Here is a 23,528-nt window from a genome sequence, read left to right as displayed (position 1 = left end):
GAGCGCCCGCCCGACGACACCCATGTAGGAACGAGGGGGAGGCGTGAGCTTCCGATCGCCCGGCGCACCGTCTGCGCGTATGCCTCGACGATCTCGTTTGCTCGCGCCAGTCGCGGCAGCCGTGGTCGTCATCATCGCCGGCATCATGTTCGCCGCGAATTTCTGGACCGACTACAAGTGGTTTGACTCGGTTGGCTTCACCTCGGTCTTCTGGACCGAGCTGAGGACACGAGCACTGCTCTTCGCCGCCGGTGGCCTCATCATGGCCCTCGTCGTCGGCGCGAGCGTCTATTTCGCCTACCGCACCCGGCCCGCCTACCGGCCCTTCAGCCTCGAACAGCAGGGGCTCGACCGCTACCGCGCTTCCATCGACCCGCACCGCAGGCTCTTCTTCCTGGGTGTCGTCGGCGCGCTCGCCCTGCTCACCGGAGCGTCCGCCAGCGGTGACTGGCAGACCTATCTCCAATTCGTCAACGCCACCGACTTCGGGGTCAACGACCCGCAGTTCGGTATCGACGTCGGCTTCTTCACCTTCATCTACCCCTTCCTGCGGGTGATCCTCGGCTACCTGTTCGCCGCAGTGGTCATCGCCTTCATCGCCGCGGTCATCGTGCACTACCTGTACGGCGGCGTGCGGCTGCAGTCCCAGGGGCAGCGGGCCACCCCGGCCGCCCGGGTCCACCTGTCGATCCTTCTCGGCGCGTTCGTCCTGCTCAAGGCTGCCGCCTACTGGCTGGACCGCTACGGCCTGGTCTTCTCGGACCGCGGATACACCTTCGGCGCGTCCTACACGGACGTCAACGCGGTGCTCTACGCGAAGCTGATCCTGTTCATCATCTCGATCGTGTGCGCGGTTCTGTTCTTCGCCAACATCTACTTCAAGAACGCCATGGTGCCGATGGTCAGCCTCGGCCTCCTGGTGCTCTCGGCGGTCCTGATCGGTGGCGTCTACCCGGCGATCGTCCAGCAGATCACCGTCTCGCCCAACGAGCAGCGGCTGGAGAACCCCTACATCCAGCGCAACATCGACGCCACCCGTGCCGCCTACGGAGTGGACACCGCCGAGGTCACCAACTACGACGCCCGTTCCGAGCTCACCACCGCGGAACTCTCGGCCGAGGCCGAGACCATCCCCAGTGTGCGCCTGGTCAACCCCGCCGTGGTTTCCCAGACCTTCCAACAACTCCAGCAGGTCCGCGGCTTCTACCAGTTCCCCGAGGTCCTGGACGTCAACCGCTACACCACTCCTGAGGGCGACACGGTGGACACCATCATTGCCGCCCGTGAACTCAGCGGACCACCCACCGACCAGGACAACTGGTTCAACCGCCACCTGGTCTACACGCACGGCTTCGGCATGGTCGCGGCAACCGGCAACCAGGTGGACGCCGAGGGGCGCCCGGTCTTCACCGAGTACAACGTTCCGCCGACCGGTGACCTCTCCGAGATCGGCGACGGTTACGAGCCGCGGATCTACTTCGGCCGCGAAGGCGCCGAGTACGTGATCGTCAACGCCGAGAACGAGTACGACTACCCGTTGGACGGCCAGGAGGCCGACGTCCCCACTGTGGAGGACGCGGTCACCCCGACCCCCACCCCGAGCCCCACGCCCACCGCGGACGACGCACCTGCCCCTGGTGACGGCCAGCAGGCTGCCGCAGACACCGAGTCCCCGGCCCCGGAGGCACCGGCCGGCGGCGACGACCCCGCGGCAGAGGGAAGCACCTCGGAGAACGACAGTGGCCAGGCCACCAACCGCTACGACGGTGACGGCGGCGTCCGGCTCAGCAACTTCTTCGACAAACTGCTCTACGCGGTGAAGTACCAGGAGGTCAACATCCTCCTGAACAGTGAGATCAGCAGTAACTCGCAGATCCTCTACACCCGCGACCCCGCCGACCGCGTCGAGAAGGTCGCGCCGTTCCTGACCGTTGACGGCAAGCCCTACCCGACTGTGGTCAACGGCAAGATCCAGTGGGTCCTGGACGCCTACACCACGTCCAACGGCTACCCTTACGCGACTCAGATCGACCTGGCCAACGCCACCACCGACACCTTCACCCAAGGCACCACCGCGGTGAACGCACTGCCCGGCAACCGGGTCAACTACATCCGCAACTCGGTCAAGGCCACCGTGGACGCCTACGACGGTACGGTGACGCTCTACGGCTGGGACGAGAGCGACCCGGTGCTCAAGACCTGGGCCAAGGCGTTCCCCGAGGTCATCACCGAGAAGAAGGAGATCAGCGACGACCTCGGGTCGCACCTGCGCTACCCGGACGACCTGTTCAAGGTCCAGCGCGAGATCCTCAAGCGCTACCACATCACCGACGCCAACGCCTTCTACGGCGGTCAGGACTTCTGGAACGTCCCGGCCGACCCGACCAAGGACGGCGACAACCCGGAGCCGCCCTACCGTCAGACGCTGCGCTTCCCGGGCGACGAGGCGGGAACCTTCTCGCTCACCTCGACCTTCGTTCCGCGCGGTCGTGAGAACCTGGCCGCGTTCATGGCGGTGGACAGCGACGCGTCATCGGAGAACTACGGTCAGCTCAGGCTTCTCGAACTGCCCCGAAGCACTCCGATTCCGGGGCCGGGTCAGGTGCAGAACGCCTTCCAGGCGTCGGCCGACGTGCGCGAGGTGCTGCTCCCGTTGGAGCAGAGCTCGGCTCGGGTCACCTACGGGAACCTGCTCACCCTGCCCTTCGCGGGCGGCCTGCTCTACGTGGAGCCGCTCTACGTACAGGCCGGGGGCAGCGACCAGGCGTCCTACCCGCTGCTGCAGCAGGTGCTGGTGGGCTTCGGCAACGAGGTGGCCATCGGAAGCGACCTCCAGACGGCACTGAACAACCTCTTCGAGGGCGACACCGGGCCCCTGCCCTCTCCGGGAGAGGGCGGGGAAGAACCGCCCGCCGAGGGCTCCACCGGTGGAGGCGCAGCTCCCAGCGGGGATCTCGCAGATGCCCTGGACGACGCGGCCAAGGCCTACGACGAAGGCCAGGAGGCACTGCGTGAGGGTGACTTCGCGGCCTACGGCGAGGCCAACGAGCGGCTGAAGGATGCCCTGGACCGCGCCGACGCCGCGTCTCAAGACGCCGGCGGCGACGGTTCCTAGACGGGGCGGTACGACCTGAGGGGGGCGGGGTTTCCCGCCCCCCTCAGTAAACGATTTGGTGTTCCCCCCAGGTCGCGCTACTGTGAAGGCATACCGACGCGGGGTGGAGCAGTTCGGTAGCTCGCTGGGCTCATAACCCAGAGGTCGCAGGTTCAAATCCTGTCCCCGCTACCAAAGCGGTGAGGGCCGGTCTTCTAAGGGAGACCGGCCCTTACGCGTTCCCGTGCCGGGGTCCGCCGTTGCGGTGGCTCGGTGTGGTGGTGCTTGAGGTGCAGGTCAAAGCGTTGTGGCGGGTTTGATTTGTGCTTTGTAGTAACCACCTCTAACGTAGTGATCACACCGACGCGGGGTGGAGCAGTTCGGTAGCTCGCTGGGCTCATAACCCAGAGGTCGCAGGTTCAAATCCTGTCCCCGCTACCAAAGCGGTAAGGGCCGGTCTTCTAAGGGAGACCGGCCCTTACGCGTTCCCGTGCCGGGGTCCGCCGTTGCGGTGGCTCGGTGTGGTGGTGCTTGAGGTGCAGGTCAAAGCGTTGTGGCGGGTTTGATTTGTGCTTTGTAGTAACCACCTCTAACGTAGTGATCACACCGACGCGGGGTGGAGCAGTTCGGTAGCTCGCTGGGCTCATAACCCAGAGGTCGCAGGTTCAAATCCTGTCCCCGCTACCAAAGCGGTAAGGGCCGGTCTCCTAAGGGAGACCGGCCCTTACGCGTTCCCGTGCCGGGGCCTGCCGTTGCGCGCGTCGGCGGCGCCCATTTGCCCGGCCGGCGTCTGGTCAACCACCAGAACCGGTGCCGGAGGCTGTTGGCCCCTGTACCGAACCAGCGCCCCTCGGACGGCTTCCGTCTTGCGGATCGATCCCAACTCGGGGTCCACCACACGGATGGCCGGGTAGTCGAGGGTCTGGCCGTCAACTCGGATGCGGACCGCATCGACGTCGTTCACGACCGAGACGTGATCGGCGTCGGCCCTGCGCAGATCTGGCTCGAACGCCTTGAGATCATCGGGAACCTGAGTCGGCTCGACGCCGAAGGTGACCGGGGGCCGAAGTCGATTTCGGTATAGGACCTGGCGAACCGCTCGTCCACGTCACCGGCGGTCACCACGCTGATGAGCGCACCGATGCCGACGACGACCCCAGCGCGGGAAGGACGGCGGCGGTTCTCGCCAGAGCCGGCCGACGGAGCCGGGCGAAGACGTTGACGGGCGTGCACGATCGGTGTCCGCACGGGGGCGACGGGGCCCGGACGTGGTCAGGCCCTCCACGGTGTTCCACCGGTCTGAACGCGGGAAACGAACGACGTGGAGGGGCCGCGATCATCAGGTCAGCCGACGAAGCCGTCACACGAGAGGAAGTCGGCGCCGTCGAGTGACCACACCACCGTGTACGTGCCGTCGGAGAGACCGGGCGTTGCGGTCTCGAACCCGGTCGGGTAGACCACGTCAACCCAGTCCGTGCCGCTGGCGGTCGCCGTGGCCTCGTGCACCTCGTCACCTGGCGTGCGCACACTCACCGTTACGGGGACCTCCCCCGTCCCTTCGGTGTTGCGCAGCCCGAGTTCGGCGGAGTCCCCGCTGACCACGACCCGGGGCGCGGAGGTCTCCCAAGCACCCTCTGCGCCGCTGTTCTTCAGCGGTGCACACGCCATCGTCTCCTGGTTGAACCGAAGCTCATCGGACTCAGGGTCCGCCGAGTTCTCGGCGGACGCACTCCTCTCCGGAGCCAGCATCTCGGCGAGCTCCTCGGAGGTGGGGTTGTCACTGGCAGCACACCCGCACAACGCGAGAACAGCCGCGGCGACGAGAGCGAGCGGGCCGTTTCGGGCAGGGCGCGCAAGGGGGGAGGGAGAGCTGGGGAGGGGAGGCACGAGCGGCAGATTACTACGCTCGTGCCCCGATCGCATCGAATGCCGGTCAGGTCAGGCGCAGTGGTGTCGGTCCGCCGTTGAGCTGTGTCAGCACTGCGTCATGCAGCGCGCCGTTGGTGCATACCAGCGGGCCGCCGCTGGAGTAGTGCCCTCCACGCAGATTCGTGGCCCGCCCTCCGGCCTCCTCCAGGATGATCGGCAGAGGAGCCGCGTCCCACAGGGACAATTCCGGTTCTGCGGCGATGTCCACTGCGCCCTCGGCGACCATCACGTGCGACCAGAAGTCCCCGTAGGCACGGGTCCGCCACACCGACCTGGTGAGCCCGAGGAAGGAGTCAAGCCGCTGCTGTTCCTCCCAACCGGTCAATGAGGAGAACGACAGCGAGGCGTCCTCCAATTTGGAAACCTTCGACACCGTGCATCGCGTCGCCTTGTGCAGGCTGCGCCCCGTCCATGCTCCGCTGCCCTCAGCGGCCCACCAGCGCCGTTGCAGCGCCGGGGCTGACACCACGCCCACGACAGGCCGTTCGTTCTCCAGGAGGGCAATCAGCGTCGCCCAGACCGGGACGCCGCGGACGTAGTTCTTGGTTCCGTCGATCGGGTCCAGCACCCAGCAGCGAGAGCTGTTGCCGGTGTTGCCGTATTCTTCGCCGATCACCGCGTCCCGTGGGCGCGACCGGGACAGCACGTTGCGCAGCGTCTCCTCCACCAACCGGTCGGCTTCGGTCACCGGGGTCAGGTCGGGCTTGGTCTCGACCTTCAGGTCGAGCGAACGGAAGTGCTTGAGAGCGATGTCGTCCGCCGCGTCGGCTAGGACATGGGCAAAACGCAGGTCATCATCAAAGGCCGCCATGGCGCGTAACGCTACCCTTCCCGCTCAGAGGGCATGAAGACGACGCTCACCGATGAGGCCGCGGATCTTGCATCCAGGATGCCCGGTTGGGTGCCCAGCCGCCCGTCCTGGTCGGCGGACACGCTGCGCCGACACCGTCGCTGATCTCCTTGACCTGTGCGAACGCGGATCCGTGCCGACCGCCGGTTGCTACGTGGTCAGGTCAGTTGCCCCCGGGCTGCCGTTGCGGTGACGCGTCCGCGCCAGGATCGGCCTCGCGACTGGTCAGCAGCCGCCGCAGAGAGGCGACCCGAACGGGATCGATGCGTCCCAGGCCGAGCCAGGTGTCCAGGGCACAGTTGCCGCCTTCCAGGTGCGTGCAACCCGGCGGACACTCCGACACCGCGTCGGAGAGGTCGGAGAAACCCGCCACCACGTCGTCGGGATTGACGTGCGCCAGGCCGAAACTGCGCACACCCGGAGTGTCGATGATCCAGCCGTAGTCGAGCCGGGAATCCCCGTCCTCCGCGCCACGGGCGGCGCGCAGCCGGGCCAGACCCTCGGTACTGGCCACCGCCCCGATCGGCAGGGCCACGGCGGACGTAGAGGTGTGCCGCCCTCGCCCGGTCACCGCATTGACGTGGCCCACCGCTCGCTGGGCTTCCGGAACCAGAAGGTTGACCAGCGTGGACTTGCCGACCCCGGAAGAACCGACCATGACACTCACCCGGCCGAGGAGACGATCGCGCAACCCGGACACGTCCTCGTCCTTCCGCGTTACGACCCAGTCCAGCCCCAGAGCGGAGTAGGCCGTCACGAGCGGTTCCGGTTCGGCCAGGTCGGACTTGGTCAGGCACAACAGTGGTTCCAGGCCAGCGTCGTAGGCCGCCACCAGGCATCGATCGATGAACCGCGGCTGTGGCTCGGGGTCGGCCAGTGCCACGACAATCACCAACTGGTCGGCGTTGGCCACGATCACCCGCTCGACGGGGTCGGTGTCGTCGGCGGTGCGGCGCAGTATCGAGTCGCGTTCCTCCACCCGTACCACCCGGGCGAGCGTGTCGGGCGTTCCCGACAGGTCACCCACCAACGCCACCAGGTCGCCCACGACGATGCTGCCCTTGCCGAGTTCGCGCGCCTTCATCGCCACGACTGTGCGGTCCGCGACCAGGCACCGGTAGCGGCCGCGATCCACAGCGGTCACGAATCCCAGTTCGGCGTCTTCGTGCTTGGGACGGGTACGGGTACGGGGGCGCGATCCGCCCCTGGCACGAACCCGGATGTCGTCCTCGTCGAGGTGGCGGCCGCCTCTCACGAGACGATCCCCGCCCACAGGCCCGGGAAGTCGGGAAGGGTTTTGCCGGTGGTGGCGATGTCCTCGACCTCCACTCCCGGTACCACCAGGCCGATCACGGCGCCTGAGGTCGCCATCCGGTGGTCGTCGTACGAGGAGAAGACACCGCCGTGCAGTTTCCCGGGCCTGACCACCAGGCCGTCGGGCAGTTCTTCGGCGTCGCCGCCCAACCGGTTGATCTCGGTGACCAGCGCGGAGATGCGGTCGGTCTCGTGCTTGCGCAGGTGAGCGACACCGGTGATGCGCGACGGCGTGCTCGCCAGCGCGGCCACAGCCGCGATGGTCGGTGTCAGTTCACCGACTTCGCGCAGGTCCGCGGTGATGCCGCGGATCTCCCCGGTACCGCGCAGGGTCAGACCGTTGTCGGTGAACTCCACCGCGCCGCCCATCTCGGTGAAGAGGGTGCGCAGGGCGTCACCGGGCTGGGTGGTGTGCCGAGGCCAGTCGCGTACGGTCATCGTTCCGCCGGTGACCAGCGCGGCGGCCAGAAACGGCGCCGCGTTGGACAGATCCGGCTCCACCTCGATCTCCACGGCCTTGATCGGCCCGGGGGACACCCGCCAGACATCAGGGGTGCCGGTGTCCACCGACACGCCCGCGGCGCGCAGCATCTCCACCGTCATGTCCAGGTGAGGCTGCGAGGGTACCGGCGGGCCCTCGTGGCGCACCTCGACACCGGCCGAGAACCGGGCACCACTGAGCAGCAGCGCGGAGATGAACTGCGACGAACCCGACGCGTCCAGGGTGACCACACCGCCGGGGACCGTTCCGCGGCCGTGGATGACCAGCGGCAGTGCGCCCCGCCCGCCGTCGTCGATGTTGACCCCGAGGGCGCGCAGTGCCGTCAGCAACGGCCCGACCGGCCGCTCCCGGGCACGGGGGTCGCCGTCGAAGGCCACGTCCCCGCGCGCCAGTGCCGCCAGCGGGGGAACGAACCGCATCACTGTGCCTGCGTTCCCGACATCCAGGACGGCGGGCCCGGTGGGATGCGCAGGGGTGATCGACCAGTCGGCCCCGGTTTCCGTCACGTCGGCTCCCATGGCGCGCAGGGCGGCCGCCATCAGGTCGGTGTCGCGGCTTCGCAGAGGGCGGCGCACCACGCTGGGAGTCTCCGACAACGCGGCCAGGATCATCGCGCGATTGGTCATGGATTTGGAACCGGGCAGGCTGACCGTGGTGTCCACGGGGCCGGAAACGGTCGGCGCGGGCCAGAGCAGCGGTGCGGATTCAGGCATGACAGAAGGTTATCGGGCAGCGAGGTGTGACGACGGTAACCGGTGTCCTGCTGCGATGCTGGACACCGACAGGTCGGTGAGCGGAGGAACAGTGGGGATCAGGCCCAAGGAACACCACTACGAGGTGCGGGTGCGCTGGACCGGCAACACCGGTTCGGGAACGGCGAGCTACAGGGGATACGAGCGGTCCCACGAGGTCGAAGCCCAGGGCAAACCGGTGCTTCTCGGATCGGCCGACCCGTCGTTCCGCGGAGACGAGTCATGTTGGAATCCGGAGGAACTGCTGGTCGCAGCGCTCGCCCAGTGCCACATGCTGTCCTACTTCGCGGTCGCTGCGATGGCCGGTGTCAACGTGTTGGACTATCGCGACTCCGCAACCGCGGTCATGGTCACCAACCCAGGGGGTTCCGGGCAGTTCACCCGGGTGACGCTGCACCCGCAGGTGCTTGTCGCTGAAGAGTCGATGATCGAGACTGCTACGTCGCTGCATGTCAAGGCGGGGGAGCTGTGCTTCATCGCGCGCTCGGTGAACTTCCCGGTCGAGCACGAACCGGTGGTCCGGGCGCGTTCCTGAGCGGTTCCCGCACGTTCTTCGGGGCCAGGCCCGCCAGCGCCATTCGGTGGTGGGGCCGGTCCGCGGCGGCGCCGATTGCTGAAACGGTCGATCGGCGTGCCCTTTTCACTATGAGAGCCGGGCCGGTTCAGCCCGGTTCGCCGATGAGGGCAGCCGCTTCGGCGCAATAGAGCGCAGACGGATCCAGACCCAACGCCGAGAACTGGCCGGTCACCTCCAAGTCAACCAGTCCGTGGATCCGGGACCAGATCAACAGGGCACGTGCCGGCACGGGGCCGTCCACTCCTGCACACGAACCGGCGGTCAACCACTGCTCCTGTCGCTCCTGTTCCAGCGACACCCCGGGACCCTCCGGTGCGAACCGCGCCGGCGTGTCCGACTCGTGGGGGACCACCGCACACAGGATCGCCGCCACGACGCTGTTCGCATGACGTGTCGCCGCACGAGGGGGCACGGTTCCGGTCAGCGGTGTTTTGAAAGCGAGCAGGTATCGGTGCGGTTGGGTCAGGGCCCAACCGCGAAACGCCTCCATCAGTACGCGTAATCGGTTTCCGGCCTCGCCGGCCGGGACGCCGTCCACCGCTGTGCGCACCGTCTGGACGAGGTCCTGGTAGGCGTCGTCGGTCAGTGCCTCGATGAGCGCATCGCGACTGGCGTAGTAGCGGTAGAGAGCGGGACCGGTGATGCCCATCGCGCGGGCGATCGCGTTGAGGGAGAGCCCGTCGGGGCCGAGTTCGGCGAGCCGGCGGAGGGCGTGCTCCTTGATTTCCCGTATGGTCTGTGCCCGATAGCGCTCGCGTCGGGTCGGCTGGGAGCGCGGTGCGTCCTGGGCCATGGGTTCCCTTTCCGCGGGTTTCCGGGGCCGAGTCAGCGTAACAGGGCACGTTTTTGCTGATTTCCTTTAAATAAAGGGATCAATTGTTGTTCACGCTGCTGATCCGGTCCATGCTGGCCGAGGCATGCGTCCGACAGGCGCCGGACCCGTACTGCGCGCCTGTCGGACCCGTGATTTAGCGCGACCGCGCTGCGAGCGCCCGGGCCTGCCGTTCCGCTTTCGCCCGCACACGTGCCGAACCCCGGCGAGCGCGGTCAACCGCATGCTCGGTCTCCCGGCGCAGCGGAGACGGTCGCTTCTTGGGCTCGGTGGCGGCCAGGACAAGTGCGCCCAACAGGCTCAGGTCCTTGACCGCGGTGGCTCGCAGCCGACTGCGCTCCTGAGGGTCTCCGCCCCGCGCCGCGCGCAGATCGGCCAGCAGGGTCGGCACGCTCTGGGCCGCCAGCAGCACGCAGGCGGACCGGTTGGCCTTCCCCGCTATGAGCAGCGTCGCGCCCAGGACGCTGGCCGCTCCCTGGACACGGACCACGAGTTCGGGATCGTCGGGAAGCCAGGTGTAGCGGGCGGACAGCCGGTGCACGGTTGGTTCGAGCTCTTTGGCACGAGGGGCGGGGTCGCGCAGCGACGCCAACCCGTCCAGCAGAAATGGTGCGGCGAGCAGGCGCCGGGCCTGGTTGCGTATTACTCCCATACCTCATCGCTCTACCCTCCTGGGAGCCGAACATCCACCTCCCCGCCGGCGAGTCGGAACCGCCCTTGTCCCGCGACTTAAACTTGCGGTATGTGCGGTCGGTACGCGCTTTCGCGTGATGTCAGTCAGCTCCAGCTCGCGTTCGGATTCTCCGAGCCCCCGGACACGGCCGCGAGAACGGGGCCCAGTACATGGCCCCCGGTGGAGGAACTGGCCCCTGACTACAACATCTCGCCGGGCAAGCACGTCTACGCCGTGCTGGGCCACCCCCCTGCCGCGGCCGGGCCACGGCGCCTCGGGCCCCAGCACCTGGCCACGCTGCGCTGGGGGCTGGTCCCGTCGTGGGCCAAGGATCCCAACGTGGGTTATCGGATGATCAACGCCCGCAGCGAGACGGTCGCCGAGAAGCCGGCGTTTCGCGACGCGTTCGCCCGCCGTCGCTGCCTGATCCCCGCTGACGCCTACTACGAGTGGCAGTTGTTGACGGTGGACGGTCCGGGAGGGGCCCGCCCCGGCACCTCCCCGGCCACCGATCCCGACCACAAGGCACGCAAGGCCAAGGCCGGGAAACGTCCGTTCGCGGTCCACTACGGGGGAGGCCGCCCCCTCGCCCTGGCCGGGATCTTCGAGCGCTGGCGAAACCCCGAACTCCCCGGACAGGACCCTGCGGCCTGGCTGTGGAGCGTCGCGGTCATCACTGCCGAGGCCGAGGCCGGACTCGCGCGCATCCACGAGCGGATGCCGGTCGTCGTCGGGGAACACGACTGGGAGACGTGGCTGGATGCTGATGCCGGGCAGGCCGAACTCCAGGAGGTGTTGGCCGCCACCCCGGTCACCGATCTCACGGCCTACGAGGTCGATGACGCAGTCAACACCATTCGCAACAACGGGCCGGACCTGCTCGCCCCCAGGACGGCGGAGACGAGCACCGGACCCGACACGCTTTTCTGACCGAAACCCGCCCGAGGCCGGAAATGCTCACTGCCGGTTCGCCCAGCCATTGCCTGGCGGGGCGAACCGGCACGAATTCCTACCCGGGTTTTCTCGCACTGGCGAGCAGGTGCACCCCGACGTAGTCGTCGGAGTTGGCCGCCTTCAGTTCCATCTCGACAAGACGGTTCAGGGCGCGGGGGTCGCCGTCCATCATCATCTCCACGGTGGAGGCCGACAGCACGGTGCGCGGTTTGACCCATTCCAGTTCCAGGCCGGCATCGGTGAGGAGTTCGGCGAGCTGTTCGGCGGTGAAGCACCGGGTGATGGTTCCGTCGGGCCAGGGAACCAACAGCACGTCCGCGTTGGGCGCGTAACTGAGCTCGGGCCAGCAGTCCTGTTCGGCGAGCAACGCCATGCCCAGTACCACCGAGTTGACGCACAGCAGGGTGCGGCCGCCGGGACGCAGTACGCGGGCGATCTCCGCGAGGGACGCCTCGGTGACCAGGTGTTGGGAAAGGACCCGGTTGTCGGCGATCACCCCGTCGAAGACCTCGCTGGCAAATCCGGAGAGGAAGGTCGAATCGCCCACCACCGAGCGCAGCCGCCCGGGTTGACGGTGTCTCGGTGAGGGAGCGTGACCGTTGACCAGCTTGAGGGTTCGCCGGGGGGCCGTTTCAACGGACGGGAGCAGGGTGACGACGTCGTGCCCGGCGGCAACAGCGCGCGGTGCACTGCGAAAGTCCGGACCGGAGAGGTCGAGGATGCAGCCGGGTTCACGTGGAAGCCAGCGTGTGAGTTGGGCGGCGGCTACCGCCCAGTAGAAGCGCCAGTAAGCCGACAGGGAGTCGGTGGTGGCGAAATGCGCCGCCGTAGGGCGTGGGGCCGGGATGTCGGCCGCGGGTGCAGTGGATGTTGGTGATACCGCCAGCTGTGCTGCGGAACCGGAGGACGGACGCACGCACACTCCTCTCCCGTCACCGAGCATCGGCGCCCGGCTTTCCTGCGATGGCGGATGATCCGCGGAGGGGCCGGCGTCCCTCGGATAGGTCGAGGTCCGACCGCGCGCCGCCACTTTAGGAGTTCTACCCTCACTTTTGCACGCTGCACGCCTCGGATACAGCTCATGGTGGAAAGTTTCTCCACCAGCGGACACGCCGTCTGAGACCTTCCGCCTGCCTATGGGTACGGACAGGAATCACTGCCGTCCCGGTGTTGTTGGCATCGACGTCACCTTCGGTGGTCCGGTGCCCGGACCCCACCGGCGCCCTCTGCGGTGCCGGTACGCAAACGAGAGCAAAGGCAGGTCAATGTCGGCTTCTACCGGCGGCTTGGTCGCCGAATGCCCGGCCCCCGCCCCGCCCGTCAACAGTGTGCGGCGCGGCTCCCTCCCGACGTATGGTGTTGGTGCGATTGCCACACGGGAGCGCAGTTCAAGGAGGCCGGCGGGCTTGAGTCAGGGCCAGGAGACCATCGACGAGCGAGGGGCTCGGTTCGAACGGGATGTCATGCCGTTCCTGGACCAGCTCTACTCGGCTGCCTTGCGCATGACGCGCAACCCGGCCGACGCCGAGGACCTCGTCCAGGAGACGTTCGCCAAGGCGTTCGGTTCGTTCCACCAGTTCAAGGAAGGGACGAACCTCAAAGCCTGGCTGTACCGAATCCTCACGAACACCTTCATCAACTCTTACCGCAAGAAGCAGCGGGAGCCCAAACAGGCAGGAACCGAGGACGTCGAGGACTGGCAGCTCGCGCAGGCGGCTTCCCACTCCTCCTCCGGGCTCAAGTCCGCTGAGGCAGAGGCGCTGGAACACCTGCCCGACAGTGACGTCAAACGCGCACTCCAGGAGCTCCCCGAGGACTTCAGGATCGCGGTTTACCTCGCCGACGTCGAAGGCTTTGCCTACAAGGAAGTCGCCGAGATCATGGACACCCCCATCGGGACGGTGATGTCCCGGCTCCACCGAGGCAGGCGCCAGTTGCGTTCTATGCTGCAGGAATACGCTCGGGAGCGCGGTTTCGACGCCGCAGGCGCCCGCACGTCGATGGCTGCGGCGACCGGTGGGGCGACTCGGAAGGACCGGCGATGACCTGCGACGGACCGCACGCCACGCCGTGCAGTGAGGTACTCGGCAAGGTCTACGACTACATCGACGGCGAGTTGGGCGAAGAAGGATGCGCCGATATTCGCCAACACCTGAACGAGTGCAGCCCCTGCCTGCGCGAATACGGCCTCGAAGAGGCAGTCAAGAAGCTCGTTGCCAAGTGCTGCGGATGTGACCCCGCTCCTGAGGACCTGCGTGGCAAGGTCCTCGGTCGGCTCGCCGCCGCGCGCGCGGACATGGAGCTGAGGGAGACCCGGGTCGAGTAGTTCCTGTCGCGAATCATGCTCTGGCACGATATAAAAAGAACTCGCAGCACGGCGGCGACCGGTTCACCGGCCGTCGCCGTTGCTTTAATGGCTTAGTGTCCCATTCTGCCGCTAATGTCGGAAGGGTGGGGTTGCGGATTTCGACCCCGACTGCCGTGCGCCGCTGTCCTCCTGTGCAACCCGACACGCCCGGCGGTAGAGGTAAATTAGAGTTTGACGGTCTCCAAGCTCCAAGCAGACCGATATTTCACTCAAAAGTTATGGGCGACTACTCACAGTGATAGTTGCAGCTCTCGATGGTTGTGGTTCGACCGAATCGAGCCCTGTGTATCAGTGGTATTGCTGATTTCAGGAAAAATATCTGATTGCGGAGAGTGACTCCGGAAATTACGAATGGGATTCGTATTTCCGCATTTTGAAAGCGCTGGGACGTTCCTTTCTCGTGGTTGGCCTCCAGTTGGGGATGCTGGAATGTGGCGCCTGGCAACTGCCGTTAAGCTAGCCGCTATATCCACCGTATGGGGTAATTCGTGGCATCGTTCCCGGGGGCAATGTGCAGGGTCGGTGCTGGAAAGGCGGCAAAGATATGAGCTGGATCTTCGCGACACACGCGTTCTATGTGATCGTCACTGCCATCACCACAGTCAACGGCTGGTCCTGGTGGTAGGGCGCAATCTCTGAAACTATGACGGAACGGCTGGCATCAGGACGAGAAGGAGCGGGAATTGCGTGCCCTGCCAGTGGCTGCGCGGTTGTACGTCGGCCTTGTTGTGCTTGGTGCCACCGCCGTCATGGTGCTGGGGCCCTTTGACGGCATCGACCCCGGCACCCTCGTCCTCTTGGCGGTCCTCTTCGTCGTCGCCGAGTCGATCAGCACCCTGGTCCACAGAGGCAAAACCGGTATCTCGCCCAGTTCGTCGGCGTCGCTCGCCGCGGTTGTACTGGTGGGGCCGGTCGGAGCCGCGATCGTGGGCTTTGCCTCCTGCCTGATCTTTCGCCGGCAGGACCTGGTCAAGCGCCTTTTCAACGGCGGACAGTTTGCTTTTGCCGGTTACGCCGCAGGCCACGTGTTCCAGATGCTCGGCGGAGGTGTCGGAGTCCCCGACGAAGACGCCTTCCCGTGGATCGTGCTGCCCTTCGCTGTCGCGGTTCTGGCCTACTCACTGCTCAACAGCTTGCTCGTCGCCGGCCTGCTGTGGTGCTTGGGCGCTGTCCGTATCCAACGGCCGCGGCGGGTGATGTGGCGTCCTCTGGCCACACTGGAGCTTTCCTCGCTCGGTTACGGGATGCTCGGACTGTTCATCGCTGCCATCTGGGGTGCGGTGGGACCCTTTGCGGTGCTCCTGGTACTGATCCCTTTGTTCATCGCCCGGTGGGCTTTCGACCAGTACGTCTCCCAGCAACGGGCCCACGATTCCACCTTGGCCACACTGTGCCAGGCGGTGGAGACCAAGGACTACTACACCCGCGGCCACTGCATGCGGGTGGCCAAGGCCGCCGGGATGATCGCCGACGAGCTCGGAATGTCTGCCGAGCGGGTCCAGACGATGCGCTATGCGGGAATGTTGCACGACATCGGCAAGCTGGGCGTACCCACCAAGATTTTGCAGAAGGCCGGGAAACTCACCGAGGATGAGTTCGCCGCCATCCAGTTGCACCCCATGCGCGGCTACGAGATCGTTCGAGAGATCGACTTCCTGGACGAGGCGCTCGCCGGCATCATGCATCACCACGAGCGTATGGACGGCGGCGGTTACCCGATGGGCCTCGCCGGGGAGGAGATCCCCGAGGCGGCCCGGTTGGTCTCGGTCGCGGACGTCTTCGATTGCCTGACCTCCACCCGCTCCTACCGCACCGCCTGGTCCGCCGAAGACGCGATCATCGAGCTGCGTCGCTGCGCCGGAACCCAATTCGATCCCCGGATGGTCGAGGCACTGGTACGCGCCGTCAACCGTGAGGGTTGGGAAGTCCCCGACCTGGTCGAACCGGACGAGGACGAGTGCGTCACCCACCACGAGCCCGAAGCCCCGGCAGCATCCGTACGGGTCGCGGGGGAGACCACCAGATCATGACAGAGGCCGCCCCTATCGCTCCGGCACCCGCACGAACCAACCCCCCGCACCGCATCGGCCTGACCCGGCCGCTGATCATCGGACTGGCCGTGCTCGTGGCGGTGGGGACGCTGCTGGCCACTCTCGTCACCGGATTCGACCAGCCGCAGGTCGCTCTCGCCTTCGGCGTGCTGGTAGGGCTTGGCGAACTCGCCCGGATCACTCTCCCCGGCCACCGCGAGGTAGCCCCCATCGCCTCGGCTGCCGCCATCGCCTACGCGTTCCTGATCACGATCGGTACGGAGTCGGTCTCGCACACGGCCTGGCAGGTCATTGCCGTCGTCGCAGTCGGCCTGCTGCTGGGCGAGCTGCCGCACATCATGGTCGGTCAATCACCGCACTGGGGGGACCTCGCCAGACGGCTGTTGAGCCTCTCCGTCCTCGCCCTTGTCTTCCGGCCCATCGTCGGCTTCGTCGGACCCGAGGGCGAGCTGTGGTGGGTCTCGCTCGGGCTGATGGCCGGACTCGTGGTGATGGTCTGGGCCCTGGATTCGGTGGCCGCTGCCGCGATCCGTGCAGATCGGCTGCACACGCGTTTTCGGGTCACCCTGCGGGACGAGATGCGCGCCCAGCTCCCCATCGGGATGGCGATCGGCGCATCGGGCATCCTCATGGCGCTGTCGGCCTACGTGATGGGCCTGGCCGCTCTTCTGGTCTTCACCGCCCCTCTGCTGGTCACCCAGGTTGCGTTTCGACGGTTCGCTGAAATCCGGCTCACCTACCTGCAGACTGTGCGGGCGCTCTCCCGGGTCACGGAGGTGGGCGGTTACGTCGAGACCGGCCATTCCCGTCGGGTGAGCGAGCTCTCCCAAGCGGTGGGCTGCGAGCTCGGTATGCGTGAGTCCGATCTCCTGGAACTGGAGTACGCCGCCCTCATGCACGACATCGGTCAACTGTCGTTGCGCGACCCCATACCCAGTGGCGCCACCGTCCTGGCCGCGCCCCGGGAACAGCGGCGTATCGCCGAACTCGGTTCCGCCGTGATCCGCGAGACCGGTGTCCTGGACAGCGTCGCAGAGCTGGTCCGGCGCCAATGCGAGCCTTCGGCGGGCGACGGCGATGACGGGCCGCCTCCGCTGGGGAGCCGGATCATCAAGGTCACCAATGCCTTCGACGACCTGGTCGGAGAGTCCAAGGACGCCGATCGGACCGCAGCTGTCCTGCAGCGGCTGCGGATGGACACCGACCACGAGTACGACGGCTCTGTGGTCGATGCCCTCTCCGCAGTACTGAACCGACCTGCATCGCGGTGGTGAAGGCTGTCAGCGGGTACGTCTCCAAGAGCGTTCGCCGGGCGAACGCTCTTGGAGACAGTGAGGGGCGCACGATGGTCGAGATCCGTGCCGAGACGGTCGCCAACGTCTGGAAGGTCCTCGCAGCTGAGGGAGACGTCCTTGAGGAGGGAGCCGCGGTGGTGATCCTGGAGTCCATGAAGATGGAGATCCCCGTCCTGGTGGAAGACCCGGGAACGCTCGTTCAACTCGTCGTCTCCGAAGGCGACGTGGTTCGGGAAGGGGACCTGCTCGCCGTGGTGGACTAGCATCACCGTCCCGCGGCCGGCCACAACAGATCGTGTACGCCATGAGGCGCGGACGTCCTGGGTGTCCGGACCGGTCCGGACACCCAGGACACCCGGTCTAGTCCCGGGGCGGCCGCAACCGGGTGACGAACTTGTAGCGGTCACCCCGGTACAGCGAGCGAACCCATTCCACGGGGTGCCCCTCGGCATCGAAGCTGTGCTGGCAGTGCAGCACCAAGGGGAGGCCGACGTCCACGCCGAGCAGCCGTGCCTCGTTGGGGGTGGCGAGCACGGTTTCGATCGTGGCCTCGGCCTCGGCCAGGCGCACATCGTAGGCACTGGCCAGCGCCTCGTAGAGCGAGGCGTAGCGGTCCAACTGCCGGCGTAAGCCGGGGAAGCGGCGGGCAGCCAGATGGGCGGTCTCCACCGCCATCGGTTCACCGTTGGCCAGCCGCAGCCGTTCGATGCGCAGGACCCGGCCACCTGAGCGGATCGCCAACAGTTCGGCCAGCTCGTCGTCGGCATTGATGTAACTCACATCCAGGATCCGGGTGGCCGGGTGCAGGCCGTGCGAGCGCATCTCCTGGGTGTAGCTCGTCAATTGCAAAACCTGGGCAACCTTTGGCTTCGCGACGAACGTGCCCTTGCCCTGAATCCGCAGCAGCCTGCCCTCCACCACCATCTCGGTCAGGGCCTGGCGCACCGTTGTCCGAGAGGTCCCGAACTGGGTGGCCAACGCCCGCTCCGGTGGCACCGGGTTCCCCGCCGGCATCGTCTCGATGAGAGCGAGTAGCTGCTTCTTGACCTGGTAATACTTCGGAACTCGGGGGCTGTCTTCGAGTGTTCGCTGACCCGTCACGTCGGTTTCCTCCACCGCTTCCCGCCCATCCGGCATTTGCCGCATCTTCGCAGTGCCAAAGGTCCGGCACATCCCTGGGCAACCACAATGACCAGAACTGGTCTAGGCCATTGGTAGAAAAACCCATCCAATGAGTATGCCTCTACTCGTGGGATGATTTGTGAGTGCCTCACCTCAGTGATCTCATCAGAAGGTATACGGCGCTCAAGACGGCCGACCTGGAGTGGTTGCACTCCTTGGTCTCCGACTGGCAGCTACTCGCCGACCTGTCTTTCGCCGACCTGGTGTTGTGGGTGCGTCTGCGCGACGACACCGGGTGGGTCGCGGTCGCCCAGATGCGCCCGACCACCGGCCCCACCGCTTTCCAGGACGACCTCGTGGAGAAGTTCCTCCACGACACCGACGGCGAGGGTACGACTGCTGGTCGCGCGAGCCCGCAGATGCAGGCGAAGAGAGTGCTCATCGACCGCGCCTGGAGCGAGGGCAGGATCTGTCGCGAAGGCGACCCCGACTGGTCGGGTGGGGTTCCGGTGCGCGAGGAGACCATCCCTGTGCGCAGGAAGGGGCAGCTGCTCGGTGTGATCCAGCGCAGCACCAACCTGAGCTCGGCCCGTACCCCGAGCCGGTTGGAACTCACCTATCTGCAAAGCGCCAGCGATCTCGCCCAGATGATCGCCGAGGGGGAGTTCCCGTTCAGCGACCAGGGACCGTTGATGGTGCGCTCCCCCCGGGTCGGAGACGGCCTGCTCCGTTTGGACCAGGAGGGGCGCGTCGTCTACGCCAGTCCCAACGCTCTTTCGGCCTACCGCAGGCTCGGTCTCGCCGCTGATCTGGTCGGTACCTCGCTCGCTCGCACCACCTCCGAGCTGTCAGCGGTCGCCGATCCCCGGGACGAGTCGTTGAACTGGACCGCGGGCGGCCGCATTCCTCAAGAGGCCGAGGTGGAGGCGCGCGGTTCCACGATCCAGCTGCGCGCCATCCCCTTGGTCGTCGCCCGGAACCGGATCGGTGCGCTGATCATGGTGCGCGACGTCACCGAACTGCGCCGCCGCGAGCGCGAGCTGATGACCAAGGACGCCACCATCCGCGAGATCCATCACCGGGTGAAGAACAACCTTCAAACGGTGGCCGCGCTGCTCCGGCTCCAGTCGCGCAGGCTGAGCAACCCGGAGGGCCGCGACGCGTTGGACGAGGCGGTCCGCCGGGTCGGGTCCATCGCCATCGTGCACGAGATGCTCTCGCACACGCCCGACGAGACCGTCAACTTCGACGACATCGCCGACCGGGTCATCGAGATGGCCGCGGAGGTCTCCTCCACCGGCGCTTTCGTAGTGCCGCGCAGGGTCGGGCACTTCGGCCTGCTGTCGGCACTCGTGGCGACCCCGCTGTCGATGGTGCTCACCGAGCTCGTCCAGAACGCCGTCGAGCACGGGCTCAAGCAGGGACCGGGCAAGATAGAGGTGCGGGTCCACCGGGAGGCGCCGCCCCCGGCTCCTGGGGAGGACAAGTCGCCGGCTCGGTTGCTGATCGAGATCATCGACGACGGGGTCGGTCTGCCCGAAGGCTTCGACCTGGAGACCACCAGCAGCCTGGGCCTGCAGATCGTGCGCACGCTCATCGCCGGCGAGCTTGCCGGGAGACTCGAAATCACCCCTGAGAAGGGCGGAGGGACCAAGGCGCTGCTGGATCTGCCGGTCGATCACGAAGTGCAGTCCTACACCTGATTGGCAGGCAGTCGTGTCCGGTGCGGCCTCGGCGGCTCCGAGGCCGGTCTGTCGCTCGATAGGGCGGGGGACCGGCGTGATCCCCCGGCCCACAGCGGCCAGTCGAAGGTGGCCGGTGAACGATCCCGGCCACCTCGCGTCGGAATCAGACGCTGCTGTGCACCCTGCTGGTCGCGGGCAGGCCGCGACGGCGTTTGAGGGCACGGCGCTCGTCCTCGCTCATACCGCCCCAGACGCCTCCGTCCTGGCCGCTGCTCAGCGCCCACTGCAGGCAGGCGTTCATCGCCGGACAGCGCCGACACACCTCTTTGGCTTCTTCGATCTGGGTCAGTGCCGGCCCGGAGTTTCCAATGGGGAAGAACAGTTCGGGGTCTTCGTCACGGCAGGCAGCGTGGTGGCGCCAGTCCATGCGGGTCCACTCCTCACAGTGAGGCGATCAGGGGCGTGCGCTTTGTGAACGAATTCACGAAGTCAAACGCTGTTTCGGGGCCGTCTTGTTGTCGATCCCGACTTCGCTTACGCGCCCTTGGAAACAGGCTGGTTATGGTTCGATCCGAATGGCTCTGTCGGGCGCGGAAGTCTTCCCTGTTGCAGCCATTGACCGCGGATCGAGGCGTTAACCTGCCTGTAACGTGCGGCGATACTTTGAGCGTGCCAGGGTTAACCTGAGCTTTCAAGTACGTCCGGTGTCTCAACCCGGCGTCGGGCGTGTCGCGTGTGTCACAAGCACTCACGATCTCCGGTTTGCCCGCTCTCAGCCCACTATTCGTAATGCCTTCGGAATGGATCGGAAATTGACCTGTTCCCGGTGTCCGAGGTACTCGCCGTCGATCTGGAACGCTCGCGGGCGCTGAGAGCGGATGGTGAACTTCTGCTTGTCATGCCAAGTGAGGTAGCCGCGTCCGCGCGGATCCACGCCCTTCGGGGAGAGCATCTTGCGCAGGATCTTGCCGGCCAGGACCGGGTTCACCTGGGTCATCGCGAACGCGTCCAGGCCCAGCTCCAGCCGGGAGCGCGGCGTCGGACGCAAGGCCACCGAACCCGCATAGGTCCAGGGCGACGTGTTGGTCACCAGCGCAAAGGACAGGTCGGAAACCGGTCTGCGGCCTGGCGTCTCCACGGTCAGTGACGGGTCGCGCAGGGCCCGACCCCTCACGAACATCTGGAAGGCGATTCCTACGTAGAGCACAGGAGAGGCGCGAAGGCCGCGCCGTCGCTGGCGTTCCACCTCGTGCACCACGTCGGCATCCCATCCGAATCCGGCGCAGAACGTGAAATAGCGACCGTCCTCGGGGTCGTCGATCTGACCGAGTCCCACCTCGCGGCGAGAGCCGCTGCGAAGCGCTTCCAGTACCGCGCCGGTTGCTTCGATCGGGTCGGTGGGCAGGCCCAGGGACCGGATGAACACGTTCGCGCTGCCGCCCGGGAGTGCGGCGTAGGCGGGGCGGGGCAAGTCGGCCGGTGCGCTGAGGATGCCGTTGACCACCTCGTTGACGGTCCCGTCTCCGCCAAGGCTGATGACCAGGTCATAGCCCTTTTCCACCGCTTCTCCCGCCAGCTCCTTGGCGTGATTGCGGTACTCCGTCTGCACGACTTCGAGTGAGACGTCGCTTGCGAGGGCCCGCACGATCACATCCCGGGAACGGGAGGTGGTCGTGGTGGCCTGCGGATTCGAGATGAACAGGGCGCGCACGCCGCCAGTGTAGTGATGATGGCGCACTGCCTGACCACAGGGCCGGTCGGCGCCGGTTACAGTGAAGCGTGTCCAGACGCCCATTCACCATTGTCATCGCGGCCGTCCTCGAAGGGCTGCTCGGTCTGGCCCTGTTGGGTTCAGGCGTCTTCATCCTGTTCAGCGCCCTGATGGGCAACAGCGCCGACATCACCTACGCCCTGCCCCTGGCGGTCTTCGCGCTGGGTGCGGCGGCTGCGCTGGGCTATGTGGCCTGGGGACTCTTCGAGCTGCACGAATGGGCGCGCAGCCCGGTGGTCCTCACCCAGTTGTTCGCGCTGATCGTCGCCTACTACCTGTGGACCAGCCAGCAGCCCGTGCTGAGCCTGGCACTGGGTGGTGTCGCCGCCGCCGCGCTCGCCGCGGTCCTGGCCCCGGCCACCACGGCCACGCTGTTTCCAGCCCAGGACCCACCGCCAAGGGGCGGTCGCAAGAACGACTGACCGGGGTATCCCGACCGTACGTGTGGCGGCCCGGTCCGAGTCGGACCGGGCCGCCACACGTAGTGGTCAGTCGTCGGTGGTCAGTGCCTGGCGCAACTGGGCGAGGGTCCTGGCCAGCAGCCTGGAGACGTGCATCTGCGAGATGCCCAGCTCCGTGGCGATCTGCGACTGGGTCATATTGCCGAAGAAGCGCAGTAGCAGGATGCGCTTTTCCCGCGGAGGAAGCTGTTCCAGCAGCGGCTTGAGGGACTCGCGGTACTCGACTCCTTCAAGGGACTCGTCCACGATCCCGAGCGAGTCGGCAACCGCGGGGGCGTCCTCGTCGCCACTGTCGGGAGCGTCCAGAGAGACCGTGGAGTAGGCGTTCGCCGACTCCAGGCCCTCCAGGACCTCTTCCTCGGTCATCCGCAGGTACTCGGCCAGCTCCGCGACCGTGGGTGCGCGCCCTTGACGCTGGGACAGCTCGCCCACTGCCTTGGTCAGCGACAGTTTGAGCTCCTGGAGGCGACGCGGGACCCGCACCGCCCAGCCCTTGTCGCGGAAGTGCCTCTTGATCTCACCGACGATCGTGGGGGTCGCGTAAGTGGAGAACTCCACGCCGCGCCCCAGATCGAAGCGGTCGATGGACTTGATCAGCCCGATCGTGGCCACTTGGGTGAGGTCGTCGAGCCACTCACCGCGATTGCGGAACCGCCGCGCGAGGTACTCCACCAACGGCAGGTGCAGCTCCACCAGCTCGTCGCGGATGCGTTGGCGCTCGGGCGCGTTGACGTCCAGCCCGTTCAGCTGCTCGAACAACGCACGCGCACGGGCCCGGTCAGGCGTTGAATGCTCTGCTTTCGCCGTCAGAGCGGGCCCCCTCTCGCTCACGCCGACTCCACCACGTCGCGGCGTTTGTGCAGGACGATGGAAACCCGGTCGTCAGGGCCGACCGCGGCGTTGACGTCGCCGGCCAGGGCGGAGAGAACCGTCCAGGCGAAGGTGTCACGGGCCGGGAGCCTGCCGTCCGCGGTCAGAACCGACACGCTGATGCGCATGCCGTCACCGGTGAGTTCGAATTCGGTGGTCAAGTCAGTGCCGGGCAGCGCCTGCGACAGCAACATCGCGCACGCCTCGTCCACTCCGATGCGGAGATCTTCGATCTCGTCGAGAGTGAAATCGAGCCTGGCCGCGAGACCAGCTGTTGCCGTGCGCAGTACGGACAGATAGGCGCTGTCTGCGGGCATGCGAACGGTTACCGCATCCCGTACACCCATCGCGTCTGCCGTCGGCACAGCGGTGTCTTCGGTCACGTCCCTCCTTAGGGAAGCGAGATTGGCGCTTGGGAGCAATCTATC

23 protein-coding genes and 3 tRNA genes are annotated in these 23,528 nt (G+C 66.6%); 13 read left to right on the top strand and 13 right to left on the bottom strand.

Going from position 1 to position 23,528, the window contains the following annotated elements; genetic code table 11:
- The first annotated feature begins 79 nt into the window (after window positions 1-79).
- From AC0VYP_RS19810 to AC0VYP_RS19795, 4 genes are all read left to right on the top strand, one after another.
- Entirely contained in the window at window positions 80-3,115 is a 3,036-nt protein-coding gene (locus AC0VYP_RS19810) for a UPF0182 family membrane protein (protein ID WP_475471187.1), read from the top strand.
- Window positions 3,116-3,212: 97 nt separating this feature from the next.
- Window positions 3,213-3,289: transfer RNA gene (locus AC0VYP_RS19805), tRNA-Met, on the top strand.
- Window positions 3,290-3,458: 169 nt separating this feature from the next.
- Window positions 3,459-3,535 (top strand) — tRNA-Met (locus AC0VYP_RS19800).
- Window positions 3,536-3,704: 169 nt separating this feature from the next.
- A tRNA-Met gene (locus AC0VYP_RS19795) sits at window positions 3,705-3,781 on the top strand.
- A 37-nt stretch (window positions 3,782-3,818) separates the two neighbouring features.
- On the opposite strand, the gene AC0VYP_RS19790 is transcribed toward AC0VYP_RS19795, so the two are convergent.
- The 5 genes from AC0VYP_RS19790 to aroA form a co-directional block, all read right to left on the bottom strand.
- A complete protein-coding gene (locus tag AC0VYP_RS19790; RefSeq protein WP_285757562.1) occupies window positions 3,819-4,058 on the bottom strand; it encodes a hypothetical protein in 240 nt (79 codons plus the stop codon).
- A gap of 380 nt (window positions 4,059-4,438) precedes the next feature.
- A complete protein-coding gene (locus AC0VYP_RS19785; protein ID WP_475471185.1) occupies window positions 4,439-4,843 on the bottom strand; it encodes a hypothetical protein in 405 nt (134 codons plus the stop codon).
- A gap of 184 nt (window positions 4,844-5,027) precedes the next feature.
- Window positions 5,028-5,834, bottom strand: coding sequence for a histidinol-phosphatase (gene hisN, locus AC0VYP_RS19780; protein ID WP_285757560.1), 807 nt, complete (start codon window positions 5,832-5,834; stop codon window positions 5,028-5,030).
- A 202-nt stretch (window positions 5,835-6,036) separates the two neighbouring features.
- A complete protein-coding gene (gene rsgA, locus AC0VYP_RS19775; RefSeq protein WP_285757559.1) occupies window positions 6,037-7,128 on the bottom strand; it encodes a ribosome small subunit-dependent GTPase A in 1,092 nt (363 codons plus the stop codon).
- Entirely contained in the window at window positions 7,125-8,402 is a 1,278-nt protein-coding gene (aroA, locus tag AC0VYP_RS19770; protein WP_475471184.1) for a 3-phosphoshikimate 1-carboxyvinyltransferase, read from the bottom strand. The genes rsgA and aroA overlap by 4 nt, the downstream gene beginning before the upstream one ends.
- Window positions 8,403-8,457: 55 nt before the next feature.
- Between aroA and AC0VYP_RS19765 the strand changes: the two genes are divergently transcribed.
- On the top strand, window positions 8,458-8,976 hold the full coding sequence (locus AC0VYP_RS19765; protein ID WP_285757557.1) for an OsmC family protein: 519 nt from the start codon (window positions 8,458-8,460) through the stop codon (window positions 8,974-8,976).
- Between the two features lie 127 nt (window positions 8,977-9,103).
- Here AC0VYP_RS19765 and AC0VYP_RS19760 read toward each other — a convergent pair whose 3' ends face one another.
- Window positions 9,104-9,811 (bottom strand): TetR/AcrR family transcriptional regulator, encoded by a 708-nt coding sequence (locus AC0VYP_RS19760; protein WP_475471182.1) that lies wholly within the window; start codon window positions 9,809-9,811, stop codon window positions 9,104-9,106.
- A 175-nt stretch (window positions 9,812-9,986) separates the two neighbouring features.
- The gene (locus tag AC0VYP_RS19755; RefSeq protein WP_285757555.1) at window positions 9,987-10,502 is read right to left on the bottom strand and encodes a DoxX family membrane protein; all 516 of its coding nucleotides are present in this window, start codon (window positions 10,500-10,502) and stop codon (window positions 9,987-9,989) included.
- A 90-nt stretch (window positions 10,503-10,592) separates the two neighbouring features.
- Here AC0VYP_RS19755 and AC0VYP_RS19750 point away from each other — a divergent pair, with 90 nt between their 5' ends.
- Window positions 10,593-11,453, top strand: a complete 861-nt coding sequence (locus AC0VYP_RS19750; RefSeq protein ID WP_475471180.1) for an SOS response-associated peptidase — start codon at window positions 10,593-10,595, stop codon at window positions 11,451-11,453.
- 79 nt (window positions 11,454-11,532) lie between these two features.
- Here AC0VYP_RS19750 and AC0VYP_RS19745 read toward each other — a convergent pair whose 3' ends face one another.
- Window positions 11,533-12,363: a methyltransferase domain-containing protein gene (locus AC0VYP_RS19745; RefSeq protein ID WP_475474306.1), complete on the bottom strand. Its 831-nt coding sequence runs from the start codon at window positions 12,361-12,363 to the stop codon at window positions 11,533-11,535.
- A gap of 520 nt (window positions 12,364-12,883) precedes the next feature.
- Here AC0VYP_RS19745 and AC0VYP_RS19740 point away from each other — a divergent pair.
- The 5 genes from AC0VYP_RS19740 to AC0VYP_RS19720 all read left to right on the top strand — a co-directional run bounded on the left by AC0VYP_RS19740 (window position 12,884) and on the right by AC0VYP_RS19720 (window position 17,454).
- Window positions 12,884-13,522, top strand: coding sequence for a sigma-70 family RNA polymerase sigma factor (locus AC0VYP_RS19740; RefSeq protein WP_285757553.1), 639 nt, complete (start codon window positions 12,884-12,886; stop codon window positions 13,520-13,522).
- Entirely contained in the window at window positions 13,519-13,803 is a 285-nt protein-coding gene (gene rsrA / locus AC0VYP_RS19735) for a mycothiol system anti-sigma-R factor (protein WP_285757552.1), read from the top strand. The genes AC0VYP_RS19740 and rsrA overlap by 4 nt, the downstream gene beginning before the upstream one ends.
- Before the next feature lie 791 nt (window positions 13,804-14,594).
- The gene (locus AC0VYP_RS19730; RefSeq protein WP_475474304.1) at window positions 14,595-15,875 is read left to right on the top strand and encodes an HD-GYP domain-containing protein; all 1,281 of its coding nucleotides are present in this window, start codon (window positions 14,595-14,597) and stop codon (window positions 15,873-15,875) included.
- Window positions 15,872-17,170, top strand: coding sequence for an HD-GYP domain-containing protein (locus AC0VYP_RS19725; RefSeq protein ID WP_285757550.1), 1,299 nt, complete (start codon window positions 15,872-15,874; stop codon window positions 17,168-17,170). The genes AC0VYP_RS19730 and AC0VYP_RS19725 overlap by 4 nt, the downstream gene beginning before the upstream one ends.
- A gap of 71 nt (window positions 17,171-17,241) precedes the next feature.
- Entirely contained in the window at window positions 17,242-17,454 is a 213-nt protein-coding gene (locus AC0VYP_RS19720; protein ID WP_285757919.1) for a biotin/lipoyl-binding carrier protein, read from the top strand.
- Between the two features lie 97 nt (window positions 17,455-17,551).
- On the opposite strand, the gene AC0VYP_RS19715 is transcribed toward AC0VYP_RS19720, so the two are convergent.
- Window positions 17,552-18,292, bottom strand: a complete 741-nt coding sequence (locus AC0VYP_RS19715) for a GntR family transcriptional regulator (protein WP_285757549.1) — start codon at window positions 18,290-18,292, stop codon at window positions 17,552-17,554.
- A 164-nt stretch (window positions 18,293-18,456) separates the two neighbouring features.
- On the opposite strand from AC0VYP_RS19715, the gene AC0VYP_RS19710 reads away from it, so the two are divergent.
- On the top strand, window positions 18,457-20,016 hold the full coding sequence (locus tag AC0VYP_RS19710; protein ID WP_475471177.1) for a sensor histidine kinase: 1,560 nt from the start codon (window positions 18,457-18,459) through the stop codon (window positions 20,014-20,016).
- Window positions 20,017-20,161: 145 nt separating this feature from the next.
- On the opposite strand, the gene AC0VYP_RS19705 is transcribed toward AC0VYP_RS19710, so the two are convergent.
- Both AC0VYP_RS19705 and AC0VYP_RS19700 read right to left on the bottom strand, forming a co-directional pair.
- A complete protein-coding gene (locus AC0VYP_RS19705; RefSeq protein WP_285757547.1) occupies window positions 20,162-20,425 on the bottom strand; it encodes a WhiB family transcriptional regulator in 264 nt (87 codons plus the stop codon).
- A 345-nt stretch (window positions 20,426-20,770) separates the two neighbouring features.
- The gene (locus AC0VYP_RS19700) at window positions 20,771-21,709 is read right to left on the bottom strand and encodes a diacylglycerol/lipid kinase family protein (RefSeq protein WP_285757546.1); all 939 of its coding nucleotides are present in this window, start codon (window positions 21,707-21,709) and stop codon (window positions 20,771-20,773) included.
- A gap of 68 nt (window positions 21,710-21,777) precedes the next feature.
- On the opposite strand from AC0VYP_RS19700, the gene AC0VYP_RS19695 reads away from it, so the two are divergent.
- Complete coding sequence (locus tag AC0VYP_RS19695; protein ID WP_285757545.1) at window positions 21,778-22,191, top strand: hypothetical protein; 414 nt, start codon at window positions 21,778-21,780, stop codon at window positions 22,189-22,191.
- Window positions 22,192-22,257: 66 nt separating this feature from the next.
- On the opposite strand, the gene AC0VYP_RS19690 is transcribed toward AC0VYP_RS19695, so the two are convergent.
- Both AC0VYP_RS19690 and AC0VYP_RS19685 read right to left on the bottom strand, forming a co-directional pair.
- The gene (locus tag AC0VYP_RS19690) at window positions 22,258-23,061 is read right to left on the bottom strand and encodes an RNA polymerase sigma factor SigF (RefSeq protein ID WP_475471175.1); all 804 of its coding nucleotides are present in this window, start codon (window positions 23,059-23,061) and stop codon (window positions 22,258-22,260) included.
- On the bottom strand, window positions 23,058-23,483 hold the full coding sequence (locus AC0VYP_RS19685; RefSeq protein WP_475471173.1) for an ATP-binding protein: 426 nt from the start codon (window positions 23,481-23,483) through the stop codon (window positions 23,058-23,060). The genes AC0VYP_RS19690 and AC0VYP_RS19685 overlap by 4 nt, the downstream gene beginning before the upstream one ends.
- Window positions 23,484-23,528: the final 45 nt, after the last annotated feature.

This window comes from Nocardiopsis sp. iso_186 (genome assembly GCF_056173365.1).
The sequence above is the reverse complement of the archived record's forward strand: the minus strand, read 5'-3'. Positions and strand labels throughout refer to the sequence as shown.

Excerpts from the sequence above, each read along its gene's own strand:
- aroA (WP_475471184.1), bottom strand. The coding sequence starts at position 8,402 with ATGCCTGAATCCGCACCGCTGCTCTGGCCCGCGCCGACCGTTTCCGGC.
- rsrA (WP_285757552.1), top strand. The coding sequence starts at position 13,519 with ATGACCTGCGACGGACCGCACGCCACGCCGTGCAGTGAGGTACTCGGC.
- AC0VYP_RS19760 (WP_475471182.1), bottom strand. The coding sequence starts at position 9,811 with ATGGCCCAGGACGCACCGCGCTCCCAGCCGACCCGACGCGAGCGCTAT.
- AC0VYP_RS19730 (WP_475474304.1), top strand. The coding sequence starts at position 14,595 with ATGGTGCTGGGGCCCTTTGACGGCATCGACCCCGGCACCCTCGTCCTC.
- AC0VYP_RS19720 (WP_285757919.1), top strand. The coding sequence starts at position 17,242 with ATGGTCGAGATCCGTGCCGAGACGGTCGCCAACGTCTGGAAGGTCCTC.
- AC0VYP_RS19765 (WP_285757557.1), top strand. The coding sequence starts at position 8,458 with ATGCTGGACACCGACAGGTCGGTGAGCGGAGGAACAGTGGGGATCAGG.
- AC0VYP_RS19755 (WP_285757555.1), bottom strand. The coding sequence starts at position 10,502 with ATGGGAGTAATACGCAACCAGGCCCGGCGCCTGCTCGCCGCACCATTT.
- AC0VYP_RS19705 (WP_285757547.1), bottom strand. The coding sequence starts at position 20,425 with ATGGACTGGCGCCACCACGCTGCCTGCCGTGACGAAGACCCCGAACTG.
- AC0VYP_RS19810 (WP_475471187.1), top strand. The coding sequence starts at position 80 with ATGCCTCGACGATCTCGTTTGCTCGCGCCAGTCGCGGCAGCCGTGGTC.
- AC0VYP_RS19785 (WP_475471185.1), bottom strand. The coding sequence starts at position 4,843 with ATGCTGGCTCCGGAGAGGAGTGCGTCCGCCGAGAACTCGGCGGACCCT.
- hisN (WP_285757560.1), bottom strand. The coding sequence starts at position 5,834 with ATGGCGGCCTTTGATGATGACCTGCGTTTTGCCCATGTCCTAGCCGAC.
- AC0VYP_RS19750 (WP_475471180.1), top strand. The coding sequence starts at position 10,593 with ATGTGCGGTCGGTACGCGCTTTCGCGTGATGTCAGTCAGCTCCAGCTC.
- AC0VYP_RS19725 (WP_285757550.1), top strand. The coding sequence starts at position 15,872 with ATGACAGAGGCCGCCCCTATCGCTCCGGCACCCGCACGAACCAACCCC.